Here is a 21,381-nt window from a genome sequence, read left to right as displayed (position 1 = left end):
TTTAATAATATCCACTACTCTAAATAGCAAAAAAATTGAGCTAGAGAAATTTTAGCCAGAAAAAAAGCCCATTATAGGGCTTTTTTACATATATCACTTAGTTAGAAGCTAGAGCTTTAACTTGAGTGTTTAAGCGGCTCTTATGACGAGCTGCTTTATTTTTATGGATGATGCCTTTATCAGCCATACGGTCGATTACAGGAACAGCTTTTTTATAAGCTTCTGTAGCTACTGCATAATCACCAGCAGCAATTGCACTTAAAGTACGCTTGATGTAGGTACGAACCATAGAACGCAAGCTCGCGTTGTGTTTGCGCGCTGTAACGTTTTGACGCGCACGTTTTTTTGCCTGAGCAGAGTTTGCCACTCTTGCACTCCTTGAAATAGATTGGTCTGGGCGGGCTGTAGTTGAAACTGACCTTCACCAGAAGACACCATAACCAGCCCGTAAACAAGTGCCATATTTTGATGAAATGGCACGCCGAAGTCAAGTGTCGCGACGCTTTCACAACATTTTACTTGAAGATAAAAATGAAAGAAAACGTTAGATTATAAGAAATTTAAGAAGATAGGCTAAAAAATGACTGAAAATATCAAAAGTGCCATCGTAATTGGAGCAACAGGGCTAGTTGGACGAGAGCTAGTTCGAGAATTACATCAACTGGCTGAATGTGAACGCATTACTGTAGCAGTGCGGCAAGAAGATGCCGAATATAAGCAAATGTCTAAAGTAGAGCAGTTGGTCGTATCTGACTTTTTTATGTTAAATGATGAGGATATAAGTGGCCATACTCATGCATTTAGCTGTCTTGGCACTACCATCAAAAAAGCAGGTTCTAAACAGGCATTTTATAATACTGATTTCGGCATTAATGCTCATTTTGCTGAGCTGGTTCAGGATGATGTGCTACATTTCCTCTTGGTAAGTGCAATGGGTGCAGCATCTGAATCTATATTTTTTTATAACCGGGTTAAAGGTGAGCTTGAAGATTATATCCAAAGCATGGATATGAACCGGATATCATTTATAAGGCCTTCGCTATTGCTCGGAGAGCGTCAGGAAAGCCGTATTCTAGAGGATTTAAGCCAGAACCTGTTTCGTACAGTTGAAAAATATATTCCTGTTAATTTTAAATACAAACCTGTGACAGCTCGGCAAGTAGCTCATACTATGGTCAAGGCAGCGCAAAATCAGACTGAAAAATATAAAGTTTATGATAATTTAGCTATACAAAATATGCCGTAATTGGAGACAAGACATGAATACAGAATTCGTAACCTGTGACCTGCTAGATAATAATCCTGATAAAGAACTACAAGTAATGTGTCCATCAATTGATGGTAAATACTTTAAAAGTTACGGGTTGCGTAAAACCTTTGGTGGACAAGTGGTTACAGTAAAATGTTTCGAAGACAACTCAAGGGTGAAAGAGCTTCTTGCTACAGATGGAACGGGTAAAGTACTGGTAGTAGATGGCGGTGCTTCCATGCGATGTGCACTTATGGGTGACATGATTGCTGAATCAGCTGTAAAGAATCATTGGAATGGCGTAATTATTTATGGCTGTGTACGTGATGTTGATGCAATTGCAGAGCTGGATCTGGGGGTGCATGCATTGGCTGCTATTCCACAAAAAAGTAACCGTAAAGGCATTGGCGAAGTTGATATAACTTTGTATTTTGGTGGAGTGACTATTCATGCCGGTGATTATATTTATGCCGATAATAATGGTATTGTCATATCGAAAGAAAAGCTTGTAGAAGCATAATTATAAGGAAAAATATGGTGAATCATCAAACTAAAATAATTCAGGCGCTGGTTTCTAGTTTTACAGAAGGTGGAAGAGGTGTATCGGGAACGCCCCATCCTCATCAGCCCGAAAAACCACTCAAGCTTTATGAGTTTGAAGCTTCACCATTTTGCCGTCGTGTACGGGAAGTATTGACACTTTTAAATCTGGATGTGGAAATCTACCCTTGTCCACGTAATGGTACCCGTTTCAGGCCCATAGTCCAAAAAGAGGGCGGTAAACTGCAATTTCCTTTTCTGATTGATGAAAACACCGGCGACAGACTGTATGAATCAGAGCAGATTATTGCTCACTTATTCAAGTACTATGGCAGGAATGGGCGAGTACCTAAAGCCTATCAGAATTATCCGAAAATACCTTATGTTGCTATTGTGGGAACTCTTGTTAATGGGTTAAGAGGTGCTTTTTCTAAGGTCAATACAGGTGATGCGCCTGAGCAATTACTAGAATTATGGAGTTTTGAAGGCAGCCCTTATTCACGCGTAGTTCGTAGCGTACTGAGTGAGCTGGAAATTCCATATATTTTGCATAATGTTGCCAAGGAACGCTGGCAGGATATGGGGCCAGCAAAATTAAGACTTAAGCCAGGCAAGTATGTGCCTGTTTCTGGTGGGAAACGCGAACAAGTCATGCAAGTGATGGGGCGAGATATTCAGGTCCCTTATCTGATAGATCCGAATACTAATACTAAGATGTTTGAGTCAGCAAAAATTGTTCGTTATCTTCAAGAGCAGTACGGTAGCTAACTAAAGCGCAAAAAAACTGCATTGAATACCAGTAAAAAGCACTTGCATAAAAGTGCTTTTTATTTTGATCTGAATAGCCTAAGCTTTTTAAGCTATTATCTTCCTATTCAATCTGTTTATTTTGATAATTTATATTTAGACTCAAAATTTATATTTTAATCTGTGAGTTAGAAATATGTTTAACAAACTTGCCCGACTCTTCAAAACTACAGCTAAAGAGACTGAAGAACAATCCTATTTACGTGAACAAAATATTCACTTTGATCAAGACCAAGGGCCTATCGTTGATGGGATTGTGCTAAGTGATTTAAATAATCGTCTTGAATATTTTTCAAATCGTAAGCTTGGAAATTTTCAAGATTTAAAAAAATTATTTGAAATCAGTTTGCAGATTAATGAAAAAATAGATCTGGAAATTGCCACAGGCCGTTATGTTGAGCGCTTGGGAAATAATGAGCAAAATTTAAAAGAACTGAAAAAAATTATTGAAAAGCTGAATAGCTACTATAAAAAATTTCTGCGAGATAGAGTATAGATAGTTTTATTCTTCAAGGTCTTTATTAAAAATAACCAAAAGCCGAAAAACATCATGATATTATGGGCAATGACATTTAGGCCTAAATCTATCTACATGTTCCAGAAAGAAATCTCTCAACTTAATTTAAAACAATTGAAGGCAGGTGAAAAGCGCTGGGTAGGCTCTTTACTTGGTTCTTCAGCCGCACTATTGCTTAAAGAAATTGCTGAACAATCACGGCAATTATTAGTCTTGGTGGCTAAAAATAACCAGCATGTAGCCCAGCTCGAGAGTGAGCTGGAGTTCTACGGTATAAAACCGATTATTTTCCCGGATTGGGAAATCCTGCCTTATGACCGGTTATCTCCCCATCAGGATATTGTCTCGGAGCGCCTGGCTATACTTTCTAATATGCCTCAGCAGGGTATATTACTACTTTCAGCCTCTACATTGGCACAGCGGGTTGCTCCAACTTCCTGGATATTAGGCGAGCATTTCGATATACGTGTCGGTCAAAAATTTGATCTTGAACAGCAGAAACTACGTCTGGTACAGGCTGGTTATCTTTTAGTAGATACAGTTTATGATCATGGAGAGTTCGCGGTACGCGGTAGTATTATGGATATCTATGCTTCGGGTCAGGAGGCACCCATCCGTATAGATCTGTTTGATGATGAAATTGATAGCCTTAAATTTTTTGATCCGGAAAGTCAGAGAACAACAAGTAATTTAACTCAATTCAAGGTTCTACCAGCAAAAGAGTTTCCGTTAAAGGACGGACGTTCTACCTTCCGTGACCGTTATGCTGAGAGTTTTCCGACCGCCAATCCAAAAAAGAATCCTATTTATCAGGATGTCATGGAAGGTATTGCATCACCGGGTATTGATTTCTATCTACCATTATTTTTTAGCAAACAGTCAATTCAAACTCAAGGCATGCTATCGGCATACTTACCTCAGCATTCCATTGTCATTACAGATAAGGATTTAGATGAATGTTTGATTACCTTCTGGAAGGATGTTAATCGTCGTTATGAGGATCGACGTCATAATGCAGACCAGCCTATTCTGCCACCAGAAGATTTATTCTTAAAACCGAATACTTTACTTGAGTTACTCAATCATTTTCCCCGAATTATTGCATCATCTGAACAATTTGAAGAAAAGGCGGGTGTGATAAATATGGCGGTTTCAGAGCCGCCCCGGCTTCCGGTTAATCCTAAACATGAAAAACCATTTCATCAGGTTAAAGAATATATCGATAAAGCTCAGCATCCAGTTTTACTGGTAACTGAAAGTGCAGGACGTCGCGAAAGTCTACGTGATGCCTTACGCTCGACTCTGGGTGATATTCCTACTGTTGCAAATTTCAATATTTTTCAGAATGATCAGTATAAAATTGCAATTACTACTGCTCCACTTGAGCGTGGATTAATCATTAATGATCAGCTGACGGTTATTTCTGAAAATCAGTTGTATGAGCACCGGGTAGTTCAGCGACGTCGCAAGCGTCAACAGGAAGTTTCTGAAGAATTTTTAATTCGTAGTTTGACTGAACTGAGCATTGGTGCACCTGTTGTACATATTGACCATGGTGTAGGACGTTATGCAGGGCTGGTTACCTTAAGTATTGATGATCAGGAGTATGAGTTTCTGCAGCTGGATTATGCAGAAGATGCAAAAGTATACGTGCCCGTTACTAACTTGCATCTTATTAGCCGTTATAGTGGCGGTGACCCGGATTTGGCTCCGCTACATAAGATTGGTAGTGATGCCTGGAACAAGGCTAAACGGAAAGCACTTGAGCAGATCCATGATGTGGCTGCAGAACTCCTGCATATTCAGGCCCGCCGTCATGCCAAGCCCGGATTTGCTTTTGAAATAGATCAGAGTCTGTATATGCAGTTTGCCAGCGGTTTTGCTTATGAAGAAACCCTGGATCAGGCAAATGCTATTGAAGCGACATTATATGATATGCAAAAAGCTGAACCTATGGACCGGCTGGTCTGTGGTGATGTAGGCTTTGGTAAAACCGAAGTGGCAATGCGTGCCGCTTTTGTAGCAGTACAGAACAATAAACAGGTCGCGGTACTAGTACCGACAACTCTGTTAGCCCAGCAACACTATGAATCATTCAAAGACCGTTTTGCAGACTGGCCAATTCGTATTGAAGTGCTATCCCGTTTTGGTTCAAACAAGGCCCATGTAAAAAATATTCAGGATCTTGCAGACGGTAAAGTCGATATTGTAATTGGGACTCATAAACTTTTACAGGAAAATGTACAGTTTAAAGATCTGGGACTAATGATTGTCGATGAAGAACACCGTTTCGGGGTGCGTGATAAAGAGCGTATTAAAGCAATGCGTGCAGATGTCGATATGCTTACCCTGACAGCAACACCGATTCCACGTACATTAAATATGGCATTTTCAGGCATGCGTGACCTGTCGATTATTGCCACCCCACCAGCACGCCGTCTGGCTGTAAAGACATTTGTACAGGAACATACTGATGCTTCTATCAAAGAGGCTATTTTGCGGGAATTACTTCGCGGTGGTCAGGTATATTTCCTTCATAATGAAGTCGACAGTATTGAACGTACTGCAGAGAATATCCGTGCACTTGTTCCTGAAGCACGGGTTGCCGTTGCACATGGACAAATGCGTGAACGTGAACTCGAGCAGGTAATGCAACAGTTCTATCACAAACAGTATAATGTGCTGGTTTGCTCGACCATTATTGAAACTGGTATTGATGTGCCTAATGCAAATACTATTATTATTGAACGAGCAGATAAATTAGGTTTGGCACAATTACATCAATTACGTGGGCGTGTTGGGCGCTCCCATCATCAGGCTTATGCCTACTTGCTGGTACCTTCGATTAAAGCTTTAAAAGGTGATGCAGAAAAACGTTTAGATGCCATTCAACGTGCTTCTAATCTGGGCGCCGGTTTTATGCTTGCTACAGAAGATCTTGAAATCCGTGGGGCGGGTGAACTGTTAGGTGAGCAGCAAAGTGGTTCTATGCAGGCTATTGGCTATAGTCTATATATGGAAATGCTTGAAAAAGCGACAAAAGCAATTCAGCAGGGCAAGACCCCAAATTTTGATGCTCCACTTTCCTTAACTGCAGAGATTAATCTGCACATGCCAGCACTCATTCCAGATGAATATTTAGGGGATGTACACCAGCGGCTCTTGTTTTATAAGCGTATCAGTAATGCCGATACACAAGATAAGCTCGATAATATTCGTATGGAGCTAGTTGACCGTTTCGGTCTTGCACCGCAACCAGTCAAACAGTTATTCAGTGTGCATCAGATTCGCCTGAAAGCGGAACAACTTGGAATTACCAAGGTGGATATTGGAAGTCACGGGGGAAGTATCGAATTTTCACCTGATACAGCTGTTCAGGCGATCAGTATTATCCAGCTTATGCAAAAACAGCCGACTCACTTTCGCATGGAGGGTGGGCAACGCTTAAAGGTGCTGGTCATGCTAGAAGAGTATGAGCAAAGAATTGAGTTTATTTTGAAACTTCTTGACCAGTTAACTGCAGACTTAAATCGCTAAAATAAGGCGAGGACTGAACAAGTCTTCGCAAACCTTTTTGACGGGTTAAGTATCAGTAAGTAATAAAAAAACTTAAAGGAATAGGTACTTTTATTCATTTATCTTGGGCTTATAAAATTTGAGATAAATTAATAATTATTTGTAAGGAAAGGCAGTTCTCAGAATATTCACACCATATTGGATGTGATAGTATTAGCTATCATTGTTATTGCATCATTTATAAAGATATGTTTAGTTTGCATCCACAACTTGCTCAAGATACTTTTTTTGTTGGCGATTTTCCGCTTTCAACATGTCGTCTGATGAATGATATGCAATTCCCGTGGCTTATCCTTGTGCCACGTGTACCTGGCATTACTGAATTATACGAACTTAGCCAAGCTGACCAAGAACAATTCTTACGCGAATCAAGCTGGCTATCAAGTCAGCTTGCTCGTGTGTTCCGTGCAGATAAAATGAATGTAGCTGCTTTGGGCAATATGGTTCCACAATTGCATTTCCATCATGTTGTTCGCTATCAGAATGATGTTGCATGGCCTAAACCTGTATGGGGTACACCTGCTGTACCTTATACCAATGATGTTCTGGCACATATGCGTCAGACATTAATGCTGGCCTTGCGTGGACAGGGTGATATGCCGTTTGATTGGCGTATGGACTAGTAGTAGACACCTGTTCAAGACCATGCTACCGGTATGGTCTTCACGCAGTCACTGGAGAGCGGGAGTGTCGCTAAACCGTGTAACAGGAAAGCAGCATCCTTTACATTTCGAGTTTATACATCGATTAATTGGTTATCTCATGCTGTCTTTGACAGTGGTGATCTATTATTTCACCGCTCCAGAGACCAATTATCAAATTTATCTTCCATTTGCTTTTTTGGGGATTTTACTAGTAAGCCGGCGCCTAGAGCGTTGGTTGAAGTACCGCTTTGACTATAAAATAAAAAGAAATATATTATTCTTACTAGATGTGATTGTTGTGGCCACTACATTGGCTGCTGTACACCTGAGCTTGACCCTTACTTTTCTGGCTATCTTTGGTCTGGTTTACACATCAATCAATAATAAAATTTCTTTTTTGATGGCTTCGGTTGCTGCCTTACTGAGCATAATTATTTTTTATTTTCATAGCCTGTTTGTCTTTGGCAATCTCCAGTACTTTGAAGTTACTTCACCAGAACTGACAGTCATCGGTTTATTATGCCTCATCATTTTTATTAATTTGGGTAATTATTATCAGAATCAGCATATTCAAAAGCTCGATCAGCAGCGTCTTTACTATTTTGAACAAATGAACCGGTATATTGAGTTTGCAAATCAGTTAAGCCGCTATGCACCTTTACAGCTCTGTCAGCAGATTATGAATGGTGAAGTAGAGGCTAAAATTGAATACAAACGAAAAAAAATGACAATCTTTTTTTCGGATATTCAAGGATTTACTGAACTTTCTGAGACTCTAATTCCTGATGATCTGGCATTTTTATTAAATGAATATCTGAGCCATATGACAGATATCGCCAAGCAATATGGTGCTACCGTTGATAAATTTATGGGTGATGCCATACTGATTTTTTTTGGTGATCCAGATAGTCAAGGCGTAGAGCAGGACGCGAAAACTTGTATTGAAATGGCAATCGCTATGCGCCAGCAGATGAAGTTATTACGTGAACGGTGGAAAAAAATGGGATATCCGGCCTTACATATCCGTATGGGGATCAGTACAGGGTATTGCCATGTGGGTAATTATGGTGCTGCTCATCGTATGGCTTATACGATTGTGGGTCGAGATGCTAATTTGGCTGCACGTCTACAATATGCCGCCGAGATTGANNTGTATTCCTAAAACACCTATTTATTTAAAGGGATTTCAGGAACCTGTCCGTACTTGGCAAGTTATGGAAAAATTCTCGGTACATCGGCTTGAGCATCAGCAATGGTTTGATTATGAATATAAAGGATTTCATCTGATTCTTAATTTGGAAGAAGTAGAAAACTTTGAATATAGTGAGCTGGTGGAAGTACTGGAGCAAATGATTGAGCGCATCCGTACCCAGCAAAAATTAACGAATTCTCATGGTGTAGCTAAGCTTAATCTGGCTGATGAAATCAAGCCGGTCGAGCAAGAACATGTGAATACCTCAAATCGTAAAAATTTTAATGATATGAAGGTTGATCAGTTTTAAGCTCTTGTTATTAATGTTCCTGTTAAAAAAGCCCCTTATGCAAGGGGCTTTTTTTAGTGGTTTTCAGAAGCGTGGTTAATAGTGTATTTAGGTATCTCAATTTCCAGATCTTCCTCTACCACTTTTACCTGACAGGAAAGTCGAGAGTCAGGCTCTAGCCCCCAAGCACGGTCTAGTAGATCTGCTTCTACATCATTCATTTCTTCAAGGCTGTCGAACCCCTGCCGTACAATGACATGGCAAGTCGTACAGGCACAGGACATATCACAGGCATGTTCAATTTTGATGCCATTTTTCAATAGGCTTTCACAGAGATTGGCATTGTGTTCAACTTCAAACTCGGCACCTTCTGGGCAAATTTGCGCATGCGGAAGAACTTTAATACGTGGCATAAGTCATTACCTGTTTTCTAGTTTGAGTTTGACCAATCATCAAGTTTAGTACCTTTTAATGCATGATCAATATGTTGATTCATACGTAAGGCTGCGAAAGTATCACTATGGACTTTGAGCTGTTTAACTGCCTGCTCAATTGAATGAATATCATTTTGCTCCAATTGGCCTTTTAAAGCATTTTTTGCAGCTTGAAGTTCGGTTAACTGGTCTTTGGATAAAAGCTCGGCATCAACCTTTAATGCTTGCTCCAGTGCTTCCAGTTCACGTTGTGCTTCTACTTTGGTTTCTTGTAAGTGCCGTAAATCTTTATCTTCTTCAGCATATTTGAAACCCTCAAGGAGTAAACGTTCAGTATCTGCTTCTGAAAGGCCATAAGAAGGTTTAATATCAATTTTGGCATTTACACCAGACGTAGTTTCTTTAGCACTTACTGTTAGCAAACCATCCGCATCCACCTGAAAGGTAACTTCAATACGGGCCTGTCCGGCAGTCATAGGCGGAATACCATGTAATACAAAACGTCCCAAACTGCGGCAGTGTTCTACTAGATCACGTTCACCTTGCACGACATGAATCAGCATAGCAGTCTGACCATCTTGATAAGTCGTAAATTCTTGACGGCGAGCTACCGGAATGGGGGTGTTACGCCCAATCAGACGTTCTACCAGTCCACCCATGGTTTCAAGACCAAGCGATAATGGCGTAACATCTAACAATAATGAACCTTCTTGAGTATTACCAATCAGTTGGTTCGCAGTAATAGCTGCACCAATTGCCACAACTTCATCTGGATTAATAGTACAAAGCGGTTCCTGATTGAATACTTCTGCAACAGCACGCTGGACTGCATAAGAGCGAGTAGATCCCCCAACCAATACAACATTCTGAATATCCGATAATTCAAGTTTAGCATCACGCAAAACACGTTTACAGACGCTAATCGTTTTATCCAGTGCGACTTTAATAATGCTTTCAAAGGTTGGGCGGTCAAGCTGTAAAGTATGGTCCAATATCGTCAACATGGTCGAATCGGCATTTGTTAACGCTTCTTTTGCCCGACGTGCAGCAAACAATACCTGTGCATATTCCTGATCATTGAATATTTCAATATTAAGTTCTTTTTTTGCCCACTTTACAATTAACCGATCCAGATCATCACCACCTAAGGCTGTATGGCCTCCAGTAGCCAGAACTTCAAATACACCTTGACTGAAACGTAAAATTGAAACGTCAAAAGTGCCGCCACCTAGGTCATAAATCACATAGTTACGATCAGTTGCAAGATTGGTTGCCTGATCTAAACCATAAGCTACAGCTGCTGCTGTAGGCTCATTTAATAAACGTAAGACATTGAGTCCGGCAAGCTGAGCTGCATCACGGGTAGCCTGACGTTGAGCTTCATCAAAATAGGCCGGTACGGTAATGACTGCACCATTTACCGGATTTTGTAAGCTTACTTCGGCACGGCTCTTTAATTGCTTTAGAATATCAGCAGAAATCTCAACAGGAGTTTTACGGCCTTGTATAGTTTCAAAGGCTGGCATCTGACTGGCTTCACCCACCAATGTGTATGGGTGCTGAAATTTAATATCTGTCTGTGAGCGCCCCATGAAGCGCTTAACAGAAATAATGGTATTTTTGGAGTCACTAGTAACAAAAGGCTTGGCCTCTTCACCATAGTGGGTTGAATCTAAGCCGTAATGCACAATAGATGGGAGTAATACACGACCTTGTTCGTCATTCAGTACTTTGGTTTTTCCTGATAATACGGTCGCGACAAGCGAGTGCGTGGTTCCTAAGTCAATTCCGATTGCAATACGGTGTTCATGTGGCGCACTTGATTGACCCGGTTCAGCAATTTGCAAGAGAGCCATGTATTAAATCCCTTGTAAACAAGTAATAAAAATAAAATTAATAGTCATCATCTAAATCAAAGCTGTCATCATCTAACAACTGGTCTTCAGCTTTATCAATGTCATTCAAAACTTTCTGAAAGAAACGCAATTTACGCACGGTATCACGTGCTTCAGCCCAGTCTTCTTCCTGATAATCAATCTTGAATTCACGGACCAGTCCATCTATCCATTGTCTGACTTCTTCTTTGAGTGTTTGAAGCTGCTCAGTCTCGGTAGCTTCATCTAGCTGTTCCCGAATTTCCAGAGCTGACTGCAAGAATTCAAAATCATTAATAGATTGGTCAAGATGATAGTCCTGCTTTTTTAAGGCCAGCAAATAGGCTGCACGGCTATCAACCTGTGATAAAACTTTGTATGCCTGATTGATTTCACTTGATTTGATCAGTGCTTGATCTTTATCTGTGGCTTTATCTGGATGATGCTGTTGCTGCAATTTTAAAAACTGATTTTTTAAAATTGCCAAATCAATATCGAGTGCTACAGGAAGATTGAACAACTCAAAGTGATTCATGAAAGATGTTTTCCAGGCTGATAAATACAGTTAAAACAGTGCTAGAAGCACTGTTTTAACTTCGATACATGAGAAAGGTAATTTAGACTGTGAAAGATTCGCCACAACCACATTCACCTTTCTGGTTCGGGTTGTTGAACTCAAAGCCTTCATTTAAGCCATTTTTTACATAGTCCATTTCTAGACCATTCAGGTAAACCAGACTTTTAGGATCTACAAAGACTTTTACACCGGCCTGGTCAAAAACTTGATCATGTTCATTAATATCATCAACAAATTCAAGAACATAAGCCAAACCGGAACAACCAGAAGTTTTCACACCAATACGAATGCCTTCACCCTTACCACGGTTCTGCAGGTAATTTCGAATATGAGTTGCAGCAGTTTCAGTTAAGTGGATCATGAAAACTCCATTAATTTATCTAGGATACGTCTAATCAGGCTTGAGATTTCTTGCTACGATAATCTTCAATAGCTGCTTTAATCGCATCTTCTGCCAATACAGAGCAGTGAACTTTAACCGGCGGTAATGCGAGTTCAGTGGCAATATCAATATTCTTGATCGCTTGCGCCTGATCAAGAGTTTTGCCTTTTAACCATTCGGTAACTAAGGAGCTTGAAGCAATAGCAGAACCACAACCATAAGTTTTAAAACGTGCTTCTTCAATTACACCGCTATCGTTCACTTGAATCTGAAGACGCATAACGTCACCACATGCTGGTGCACCCACCATGCCAGTACCTACATTTTCTGCGTTTTTATCTAACACGCCCACATTACGGGGATTTTCGTAATGATCAATTACTTTTTCGCTATAAGCCATGATGCTTCTCCAAACCTCGGGGTCAGCCTTAATATTAATATGAGGGTAAAAACACTTATTTCAATAAATCAGTGTTCAGCCCATTCAACTGAAGAAAGGTCGATGCCTTCTTTATACATATCCCAAAGCGGAGAAAGTTCACGTAATTTCTCAACAGCAGCTTTGGTAATTTCCAATACGTGATCAATATCTTCTTCAGTTGTATATTTGCCAAAACTGAAGCGGATAGAGCTATGTGCGAGTTCGTCTGACAAGCCTAGTGCACGCAGTACATATGATGGTTCGAGGGTTGCAGAAGTACAGGCCGAACCACTTGAAACTGCAGCATCTTTAAGCGCCATCATTAAAGATTCACCCTCAACGAAATTGAAGCTGACATTTAAATAGTTGGCAACGTTCTGAGTCGGGTGACCATTTAAGAAAACCTGTTCAAGGTCTTGCAGGCCATTCCAGAGTTTGTCACGCAATACACGCAGACGTTGCTGTTCAGCCTGGAGGTTTTTACCTGCCAGTTCGAATGCTTCGCCCATACCAACAATTTGATGTGTTGGCAGAGTACCAGAACGCATGCCACGCTCATGACCACCACCATGCATCTGAGCCTTTAGACGTACACGTGGAGTGCGGCGTACATAAAGTGCGCCCATACCTTTAGGGCCATATATTTTATGAGCTGAGAAACTCATTAAATCAATTTTCATGGTAGAAAGATCAATTTCAACCTTACCGGCTGCCTGTGCAGCATCTACATGGAAGAAGGTTTTATTGGCACGGGTCAATTCACCAATAGCAGCAACATCAGTAATGGTACCGATTTCGTTGTTAACCATCATTAAAGACACAAGAATAGTATCCGGACGAAGAGCTGCCTGAACCATTTCAGGCGTAATTAAACCTGTTTGTGGCTGTGGTTCCAGGTAAGTAACTTCAAAACCTTGCTCTTCCAGCTCACGGCAGGTATCAAGTACAGCTTTATGTTCAATTTTGCTGGTAATAATGTGTTTGCCTTTGGAAGCATAGAACTGAGCTACACCTTTGAGCGCAAGGTTGTCAGATTCTGTTGCACCCGAAGTCCAGACAATTTCACGTGGATCAGCTTTAACCAGGTTGGCCACCTGCTCGCGAGCGTATTCAACTTTTTCTTCTGCCTGCCAGCCATATGCATGTGAGCGAGAAGCTGCATTACCAAAAGTACCATCAAAGGTTAAGCATTCCATCATACGTTCAGCAACCTGTGGGTCAACTGGCGTAGTTGCTGCATAATCAAGATAAATTGGACGTTTCATGTCAAATACCTGTAACCGATAAAAGAGCTGAATCAAAACCTGGTGCGTTTTGGCGAATAGCAACGGTCTGTACGTTGTCACGGGCTACAAGATCAGCCAGAGTGATTTTCGCAAGATAATCGGCAATGTGATGGGAGAGTTCTTGCCATAAATCGTGAGTCAAGCACATTGCACCATTTTGACAGTTACCTTTATGGTCGCAGCGTGTTGCATCAACAGTTTCATTTACAGCTTCAATAATTTCTAACACAGTAATTTCATCTGCAGTTCGTGCAAGGTGATAACCGCCATTAGCACCGCGAACACTGGAAACTAAACCATGGCGCTTCAATTTAGCAAATAACTGCTCAAGGTAAGCGACTGAAATAGTTTGGCGGGCAGCAATTTCTGCTAGCGTGATCGTTTGTTCAGTTGGCTGCAAAGCTAAATCAAGTAGAGCAGTCACTGCGTAGCGACCGCGAGTGGTTAAGCGCATGACTCGATACACATGTTGAGACTAGATATATAGATTTTAAGAATCCCGACTAAAATAGTCAAGTTTTTTTACGGTTAATTGTAATGTTTTAAAACCTAAGTAAAAATATTTTTATTTTGGCCATAAAGTATATATCAATAAAGTAATAAAAAGCAGGCTTATAACCAATAAAGATAGCTTTAAATATTTGTTTTTTTGCTCAATGCGCCGAATACGGCTATTATGCAATTTTACTTCCACCAAAAGTGAGTTAATTTGTACTCGCTGCTGGTCAATTTTTTCAAGTAGAGGTGCAATACGTTTTCTTGACGCAATGACTTCATCTTCTTGAGGGGCTTCTTTTAACCATTGACGCCAGTCAGCAAATAGTTTTGGTACACTAAAGTGTAAAATAAGATCACGAAACTCGTCACGTAATAAAGGATCTCCTGCAATACGCATGGCTTTAATACTACGACGATTACCGAAAATAATGATGCGTAATAAATCTAGCAGGGTAGAGTTAATCTCTAAATCAACTGGCTTTACAGGAGCACGGCTGTCAAAAAGCAGACCATGAGGACTAAACTGTACATAAAAATCAAAATAGGGTAGATAACTATTAATTTTAAGTACGATTTGCTTTTCAACAAATTTTTTGGCGTGTACGCGAACGACCCGATCATGCTTCAACACAAAAGAAAAAACCGTTTCCAGTACGATCATCACAATGGTGAGCAACAAATGATGATTTGTTCTTTGTTGCGACTCGCTCATATATCTTTATCCTTTAGTATTTAATAGAGCGTCCCGTCTCTAACCCGAACTGAGACTGCTGCATACTCTTAATAATTTACTGATTTAATGTGCTTTGTAGAACAGTTTAATCAAACGATCAAGCCCGGGCGTTGTTATTATAGGGCTATTTTTGTAGCTAAATGCAGTATAATGTTTATAAAATATTCAGGAGATTGTTTAAATGGATAATACCAAAACGGATCTGGTTGAAGAAACAACATTAAATAGAAAAATTCCTGGAACCAAGAACAGTACAAGAAGCGGCCGAAAGTCTGCTCTGGATTTCAGAAAATATACTAAACAGATTTGGCTGGCTGGATTGGGTGCATTTTCTCGTGCTGAGGAAGAAGGAAATAAATTATTTGACTCACTGGTCAAGGTTGGAGAAGAGCTGGAATCTAAGACATCAGATTCTGCTGAAGCTGGTAGTAAAATAACTGAACCCTCTCGAAATCCGGTTCATGAAATCAAGGATGGCGTAGAAAAATCTATAGATCACAGTATTCAGAATTCATTAAGCAGGATCGGACTGGCTACTACTAAAGATATTCAACATCTGGAACAGTTAATATTACAATTACATCATAAGGTTGACGTTTTAGTAAAAGAAAACCAGATATTGAAAGAACAAGAGTTGAAAAAGCAGTCTGAATCTTAACTTTCCTAATTTTTCAACATTTTTTTAGCATTAATTTTTGCGAAATCTTATTTTTCAGTATTGCGTTTTCCCCTTAAGCATTGCTATAAAGGCGTCATGGCCTTTTAAACTACAGCCTTGGTTCTTAAACAAACGATATCAAGAGGACGTTATCTTCATGAATAAATCAGAATTAATTGATGCGATTGCAGAAAAAGGGGGATTGTCTAAAACTGATGCTGGTAAGGCATTGGATGCGACTATTGCTTCAATTACAGAAGCGCTTAAACAGGGTGATACTGTAACTCTAGTGGGTTTCGGTACTTTTGGCGTGAAAGAACGCGCGGCTCGTACTGGTCGTAACCCTAAAACTGGTGAAGAATTACAAATTAAAGCAAGCAAAGTGCCTAGCTTTAAAGCAGGTAAAGGCTTAAAAGATTCTGTAGCTTAATCTTTTGTGGCTCAAGAACGCGCCAGAAGGCGCGTTTTTTATTAAAATGAAGAAAAGCCTGGCTTTATACATTCATTCACTTGTGTTTTTCAGTTAAAATCCCTTCGAAATAAAATATTGGAATACTTATGGAATCTTTTCGTAAAGTCATAAAGGGTTGGCTTGGTATCGTCCTGCTAATTTTGTTTTTGACCCCTTTAGCATTTGTAGGTATTGAAGGATATTTTAGCGGGGGTAATAAAGAAAATGTCGCTGCTACAGTAAACGGGCAAGAGATCTCCAAAAAAGAACTAGAGTCACTGACTAAATCTTATAAAGAACAATATTTAAACTTTGTAAATGGCGATGAGACCTTGCTGAATCAGCCTTTTATTCAGCAAACGGCACTGGATCATCTGATTGCACAGAATCTGATTTTACAGCAGGCTGAAAAACTGGGTATTTCTTTAAGTGATGCACAAATTGAACAGATGCTGGCCCAACAGCCAAGCTTCCAGCAAAATGGACAATTTTCTCAGACATTATATGAAAACTACTTGCGTTCTGTCGGGCTAACCAGTCAGGGCCTGATTGCAAACTTGCGACAAGACCATGCTTTAAAAATGTTAAATAGTACATTTGTAGATTATACGCTGGTCAGCAAAGTTGACATGAATCAGATTGCTAACTTGCAGACTGAGCAACGTACATTATTCCTGTCCAGCATTCCGCTAGATGAATATAAAAAGAATATTCGGGTTAGCCAGCAGGACATTGCTAACTATTATCAGAAGCATAAAAACAGTTTTAAGCAGACGGCTCATGTAGATGTGGATTATATTGTGTTGTCACCTGAACAGGTAAATGCTAAAGCAGCACCTGTTACGGATGCTGAGTTGCAGCAGGCTTATGCAAATTTTGTCGAAGCTCAAAATAAGAATGCAAAGCGTGAAGTTAAGCATATTCTTATTGCAACTTCTGATACCCGAAATGAAACCCAAGCGCAGAAACTCGCTAACGAGGTTTATGCAAAGATTCAAGGGGGGATGAATTTCGCACAGGCAGCTGCACAATATTCAGATGATACGGACTCTAAAACGAAAGGTGGCCTGATTGAAAGTTACCAGACAGGAGTTTATTCTGAAGCTTTTGATAAAGCTGTTCTGGGTTTAAAAGCAAATCAGATATCTCAACCCGTAAAGACCCAATATGGTTATCATATTATTCAGGCACAAACACTTGCGCAGAACGTTCCTTCGTTTGAAACTGAAAAGAGCCGTCTGGCTGCTGAAATTCAAAAGTCTAAAGTTGCAAACTTGTTTACTGATACGGTAAACAGTTTAAATGAAATGGTTGTTAGTAGCGATTCACTTGATGTGGTGCCTCAAGAAATCAAAGGTACACGCATAGAAACAGTTAAAAATGTTGGTTTAAATACTCGTCATCCAGTTTTAAATGACCCAAGTGTGAAAGCCCGTATTTTTAATGAAGATGTTAAAAATGGCGATCGTAATGTAACTAGCAATCTGCAACTTGCTACAGGGGAAGCAGTTTGGGTTAAAGTACGTGATTATCAGCCTGAAGGAGTTCAGTCGCTAGCTCAAGCTACTCCTGCAATTAAAACTAAAATAATTGACGAAAAGGCTGCCGGTTTAGCTGCCGCAAAGCTTAAAACCATGCTGGACGAATTTAAAACCCAACCAGCTCAACAGGTTTTAGCTAAACATAAAGTAGCTTTCCAGAGCGCTGGTACATTTACCCGTTCTCAAGGCTTAAAGCGCGAAGTCGAACGTGCTGCTTTTAGTGTAGCAGCCCCAAAAGCAGGCATGTGGTCTGTAACTACAGCAGCCTTGCCTAATGAGCTGGTATTGGTTGCTGTGGCAAATGTTAATAAAACCACTTCTAATGCTTTAACACCGGAACAGCTTCAGGAGCTAAGTAAACTCTATCAGCAGTTACGTGGGCAGCAGGAGCTGGAAGATTACACCCAATATCTAAAATCTAAAGCTAAAATTAAATAGCCTTTAAAATAAAAAAAGCACTTCGGTGCTTTTTTTATTGATCAACCTTTTATATTAATAAGCCAGTTTTTTCGCCATCCATATTTCGCAAGCACTACTATGTCCTGTATTACCTAAAGGCTGATCAAGACGTTCGAATCCTAGTCGTTCATAAAGTTTGACAGCTTGATATAAGGTGGCAGTTGTTTCCAGATATATTTTCTGGAAGTTTTGCTGTTGTGCAAATTCAAAACATTGTTGTAAAAGCTGTTTGGCCAAACCGTATCCTCGAGTTTCAGGAAGAAAATACATTTTCTGGATTTCCAGAATTGAAGTATCTCCCTGTAGCGGTGCAATACCGCCACCTCCTACTATTTTTCCCTGTGTGCTTTCTACTACCCAATAGCGACTGTTGGGTTGTTGATAAACCTGATATAGATCATCCAAGATGGGATCAGAGACTGCAAAACCTGCATCACTGGCAAGGCCGAATTCCTGAGAAACAGTACGGATAATTTGGGCAATAGATGGATTATCTTTAGATTGAATAAGTCTTAAATTAAACATATTGGAATTAGTCAGAACTTAAAAAGAAGACAGACTGTTATAACAAAAAATCAGTTAGTTGTAAGTCTGTCTCTCTATAAGTGGATCTTTGCTATTTAAGTTCGCTGGAAGTTTTTCCTAACTCGCGCCGGGCAATAATCAGCTGTTGAATCTGCTGAGTACCTTCAAAAATATCCAGAATTTTTGAGTCACGTGCCCATTTTTCTAACAGTTCATCTTCCCCATAACCCACGCTACCTGCCAGCTCTACACATTTTAGTGTAATTTCATTACCAATTCGACCTGCTTTAGCTTTGGCAATTGATGCTTCTTTTGAATTCGGTTTCTTGTTGTCTGCCATCCAGGCAGCTTTTAATGTCAGTAAACGTGCTGCTTCCCATTCCGCCTCCATTCTATAAATCTGTGCAGCAAGATATGAGGTTTGTAAATAAGGTGTAGCATAGTTCTGGTCAAGCTGGTCTTTAAAAATTTCCTTGATACGTTCCAGAGAAGCCCGGGCGCAACCTACTGCCATAGCAGCCACCAGCGGACGTGTATTGTCAAAAGTTTCCATCACTCCAGCAAAACCTTTCGCTATATCAATATCCGGATTTCCAAGTAAGTTTTCAGCTGGTACACGGCAATTAATAAAACTGATAGCCGCTGTATCTGAAGCTTTTATTCCTAATTTATGCTCTAGTCGTTCTACTTTCATACCCGGTGTACCTTTCGGCACCACAAAAGATTTGATTGCTGCACGGCCGAGCTTAGGGTCAAGTGTAGCCCAAACTACAATTGAGTCAGCACGCTGGCCTGATGTTACAAAGATTTTTTCACCGTTCAGTATATAATCTGTTCCGTCTTTAATTGCTGTAGTTCGGATTGCTGCAGAGTCAGAACCACAGTCCGGTTCGGTAATTGCCATTGCAGCCCACATCCCTTTAAAGCGTTCTAACTGTGAGTCATTGGCCACTGCTGCGATGGCAGAATTTCCCAAACCCTGACGAGGCATACTGAGCAATAGTCCTGTATCGCCGTAACACATTTCCATAATGCCCAGAGCTGTGGACATATTTACACCATTTTTATTACCCTGTATGTCGGCGCCACGTTTTCCGACTGCTGCACCTGCATTCAGTCCTTCGCCCCCTTCATTCATTCCATCGATGAGAGAGGCAATCATATCCAGTTCTTTAGGGTAACTGTGTTCAGCTTTGTCATACTTACGAGAAATAGGACGTAATACATATAAAGCAACCTCTCGAGCTTGCTGTACCATCAGCTTATACTTTTTTGGATTCTGCAAATTCATTTTTTAACCTTTTTTATAATAATGGGCTGATTTAAGCGTGTAAGCCAGAATACAAAATCGCTGTGGCTCGCAAGTCCCGATACCAGCGCTCTACCGGATATTCCTTGGTAAAACCATGACCTCCTAAAATCTGTACACCATCAGTACCAATTTTCATGGATTTTTCTGCACCTAAAAGCTTTGCCAGATAAGCCTCCCGGTGAAAGGGTTCTCCTGCTTCTGCAAGACTGGCGGCATTCCAGAGCATCATACGCATTGCCTCAATCTCAATGGCCATATCTGCAATTATAAAAGCGATACTCTGACGATGCGAAATAGGCTCACCAAATGCCATACGCTCATTTGCATAACGAACACAGTAATTTTTTACAGCCTCACAAGTGCCGATAGCTAGTGCGCACCACATCAGCTGGCCTAAATCTAGAAAGGCGCTATAGTCAAAGTCTTCATCTCCCAGCCGCTCAGCAGGAGTTTGATTAAACTTTAATGTGACAGTTTCACAGGCTTTAAGTCCCATGGCAGGACATTTTTTATAACTTACCGTACTATCGCGTATTACTACGAATACATCAGCTTGTCCATTATAGTCAGCACTCACAAGGAGCAGATCAGCGGTTTCACCTAAGAGGACGAAGGTTTTTTCTCCAGTAATATAAAACTGCTGATCTTTAAAAACAGCCTGAGTATCTAGCTGAAAAGGGTTAAACGCCGAAGAGTTTTCTTGAGTTGCAAAAGTAGCCTTAAGATCATTGAGGTGGTTAAAAGCGGTCAGGTATTTAGCCTGAACCTGTTCAGAACCCCAGCGACTCAAGGCATTAATTGCACTAAAACCAGAAAGTAGCCCAGCAGCCAGACTAAAATCTCCTCGACCAAGCTGTTCTGTAATCAGGATATTGCTAACAATATTTAAATGGTCTGCTACTCCTCCAAGTGCTTCAGGCAAAGCATATTCATTAAGTCCTAGGTCTTTCGCGTGTTGCCAGAGTTCTTGAGGAAAAGTCTCATTATGATCAGCGCGGGCTGCCAGAGGGTAAAGTATCTCCTGTGCAAATTGGTGCATACTTTCAACGAGCATCTGTTGTTCTTCACTCAAGTTTAAATCAAACAGGTTTTTTCCTTGAGGTGATAAGCGCTGTTTTTTTAGTGACTGACTTTTAAAAAATTTTTGTGATTGACTCAAACTTTTAAAACCAGCTTTAGAGCCTTGGTAAAGTGACTTTTCAATGAGCTTTCTCAAGTTAAACTGATCAATTACTTCACTACCTGCAATTCGGGTAATCAGTGATAGGCCTAGCCCTTGTGCTTTATTCATCATTTTTGTCATATATTTTCCAGCAGTTTTTTTATCATTATGCGGGGTATGCTGACATAGCTTATGATAAAACACCATGTCAGATATGACAGAAGTTGATTGGCTCTATTAGAGTATAGTGATTA

At 40.3% G+C, this 21,381-nt stretch carries 21 protein-coding genes and 1 pseudogene; 10 read left to right on the top strand and 12 right to left on the bottom strand.

Annotation, left to right across the window (positions count from 1 at the left end; all coding sequences use genetic code 11):
- Positions 1-97: 97 nt before the first annotated feature.
- The gene (rpsT, locus tag B3R63_RS01785) at positions 98-367 is read right to left on the bottom strand and encodes a 30S ribosomal protein S20 (protein ID WP_005014584.1); all 270 of its coding nucleotides are present in this window, start codon (positions 365-367) and stop codon (positions 98-100) included.
- 213 nt (positions 368-580) lie between these two features.
- Here rpsT and B3R63_RS01780 point away from each other — a divergent pair, with 213 nt between their 5' ends.
- The 7 genes and pseudogenes from B3R63_RS01780 (at position 581) to B3R63_RS01750 (ending at position 8,835) form a co-directional block, all read left to right on the top strand.
- Entirely contained in the window at positions 581-1,246 is a 666-nt protein-coding gene (locus B3R63_RS01780) for an NAD(P)H-binding protein (RefSeq protein ID WP_286728152.1), read from the top strand.
- Between the two features lie 13 nt (positions 1,247-1,259).
- Entirely contained in the window at positions 1,260-1,769 is a 510-nt protein-coding gene (gene rraA / locus B3R63_RS01775) for a ribonuclease E activity regulator RraA (protein WP_286728151.1), read from the top strand.
- 14 nt (positions 1,770-1,783) lie between these two features.
- Complete coding sequence (locus B3R63_RS01770; protein WP_286728150.1) at positions 1,784-2,557, top strand: glutathione S-transferase N-terminal domain-containing protein; 774 nt, start codon at positions 1,784-1,786, stop codon at positions 2,555-2,557.
- A gap of 175 nt (positions 2,558-2,732) precedes the next feature.
- Positions 2,733-3,092 carry a hypothetical protein gene (locus B3R63_RS01765; RefSeq protein WP_286728149.1) on the top strand — a complete coding sequence of 120 codons (360 nt, stop codon included), beginning with the start codon at positions 2,733-2,735 and terminating at the stop codon, positions 3,090-3,092.
- Positions 3,093-3,188: 96 nt separating this feature from the next.
- Positions 3,189-6,650, top strand: coding sequence for a transcription-repair coupling factor (mfd, locus tag B3R63_RS01760; RefSeq protein WP_286728148.1), 3,462 nt, complete (start codon positions 3,189-3,191; stop codon positions 6,648-6,650).
- Between the two features lie 227 nt (positions 6,651-6,877).
- Positions 6,878-7,312, top strand: a complete 435-nt coding sequence (locus B3R63_RS01755; RefSeq protein ID WP_005014577.1) for an HIT domain-containing protein — start codon at positions 6,878-6,880, stop codon at positions 7,310-7,312.
- A 64-nt stretch (positions 7,313-7,376) separates the two neighbouring features.
- A pseudogene (locus B3R63_RS01750) lies at positions 7,377-8,835 on the top strand (adenylate/guanylate cyclase domain-containing protein).
- A gap of 53 nt (positions 8,836-8,888) precedes the next feature.
- Here B3R63_RS01750 and fdx read toward each other — a convergent pair.
- The 8 genes from fdx to B3R63_RS01710 form a co-directional block, all read right to left on the bottom strand.
- On the bottom strand, positions 8,889-9,227 hold the full coding sequence (gene fdx, locus B3R63_RS01745) for an ISC system 2Fe-2S type ferredoxin (protein ID WP_005405599.1): 339 nt from the start codon (positions 9,225-9,227) through the stop codon (positions 8,889-8,891).
- Positions 9,228-9,244: 17 nt separating this feature from the next.
- Positions 9,245-11,104, bottom strand: coding sequence for a Fe-S protein assembly chaperone HscA (gene hscA / locus B3R63_RS01740; protein WP_286728147.1), 1,860 nt, complete (start codon positions 11,102-11,104; stop codon positions 9,245-9,247).
- Between the two features lie 37 nt (positions 11,105-11,141).
- The gene (hscB, locus tag B3R63_RS01735; protein ID WP_286728146.1) at positions 11,142-11,657 is read right to left on the bottom strand and encodes a Fe-S protein assembly co-chaperone HscB; all 516 of its coding nucleotides are present in this window, start codon (positions 11,655-11,657) and stop codon (positions 11,142-11,144) included.
- An 82-nt stretch (positions 11,658-11,739) separates the two neighbouring features.
- On the bottom strand, positions 11,740-12,060 hold the full coding sequence (gene iscA, locus B3R63_RS01730) for an iron-sulfur cluster assembly protein IscA (RefSeq protein ID WP_005014569.1): 321 nt from the start codon (positions 12,058-12,060) through the stop codon (positions 11,740-11,742).
- 34 nt (positions 12,061-12,094) lie between these two features.
- Positions 12,095-12,481, bottom strand: a complete 387-nt coding sequence (gene iscU, locus B3R63_RS01725; RefSeq protein ID WP_005014568.1) for a Fe-S cluster assembly scaffold IscU — start codon at positions 12,479-12,481, stop codon at positions 12,095-12,097.
- Between the two features lie 68 nt (positions 12,482-12,549).
- Complete coding sequence (locus tag B3R63_RS01720) at positions 12,550-13,767, bottom strand: IscS subfamily cysteine desulfurase (protein ID WP_005014567.1); 1,218 nt, start codon at positions 13,765-13,767, stop codon at positions 12,550-12,552.
- Position 13,768: 1 nt separating this feature from the next.
- Positions 13,769-14,242 carry an Rrf2 family transcriptional regulator gene (locus B3R63_RS01715; RefSeq protein WP_005014565.1) on the bottom strand — a complete coding sequence of 158 codons (474 nt, stop codon included), beginning with the start codon at positions 14,240-14,242 and terminating at the stop codon, positions 13,769-13,771.
- 111 nt (positions 14,243-14,353) lie between these two features.
- A complete protein-coding gene (locus B3R63_RS01710) occupies positions 14,354-14,998 on the bottom strand; it encodes a hypothetical protein (protein ID WP_286728145.1) in 645 nt (214 codons plus the stop codon).
- 202 nt (positions 14,999-15,200) lie between these two features.
- On the opposite strand from B3R63_RS01710, the gene B3R63_RS01705 reads away from it, so the two are divergent.
- From B3R63_RS01705 to B3R63_RS01695, 3 genes are all read left to right on the top strand, one after another.
- Positions 15,201-15,677 (top strand): phasin family protein, encoded by a 477-nt coding sequence (locus B3R63_RS01705; RefSeq protein WP_005014562.1) that lies wholly within the window; start codon positions 15,201-15,203, stop codon positions 15,675-15,677.
- A gap of 157 nt (positions 15,678-15,834) precedes the next feature.
- Positions 15,835-16,107 (top strand): HU family DNA-binding protein, encoded by a 273-nt coding sequence (locus B3R63_RS01700; RefSeq protein ID WP_005014561.1) that lies wholly within the window; start codon positions 15,835-15,837, stop codon positions 16,105-16,107.
- Between the two features lie 128 nt (positions 16,108-16,235).
- Positions 16,236-18,107 (top strand): SurA N-terminal domain-containing protein, encoded by a 1,872-nt coding sequence (locus tag B3R63_RS01695; protein ID WP_286728144.1) that lies wholly within the window; start codon positions 16,236-16,238, stop codon positions 18,105-18,107.
- 54 nt (positions 18,108-18,161) lie between these two features.
- On the opposite strand, the gene B3R63_RS01690 is transcribed toward B3R63_RS01695, so the two are convergent.
- The 3 genes from B3R63_RS01690 to B3R63_RS01680 form a co-directional block, all read right to left on the bottom strand.
- The gene (locus B3R63_RS01690) at positions 18,162-18,653 is read right to left on the bottom strand and encodes a GNAT family N-acetyltransferase (RefSeq protein WP_286728143.1); all 492 of its coding nucleotides are present in this window, start codon (positions 18,651-18,653) and stop codon (positions 18,162-18,164) included.
- Positions 18,654-18,744: 91 nt separating this feature from the next.
- Positions 18,745-19,944, bottom strand: a complete 1,200-nt coding sequence (locus B3R63_RS01685; RefSeq protein ID WP_286728142.1) for an acyl-CoA dehydrogenase family protein — start codon at positions 19,942-19,944, stop codon at positions 18,745-18,747.
- 31 nt (positions 19,945-19,975) lie between these two features.
- Complete coding sequence (locus B3R63_RS01680) at positions 19,976-21,268, bottom strand: acyl-CoA dehydrogenase family protein (protein ID WP_286728140.1); 1,293 nt, start codon at positions 21,266-21,268, stop codon at positions 19,976-19,978.
- Positions 21,269-21,381 lie beyond the last annotated feature (113 nt).

It is taken from the genome of Acinetobacter sp. UBA1297 (genome assembly GCF_002307755.1).
GTDB lineage: Bacteria > Pseudomonadota > Gammaproteobacteria > Pseudomonadales > Moraxellaceae > Acinetobacter > Acinetobacter radioresistens.
This window is presented reverse-complemented; position numbering and strand designations above follow the sequence as displayed.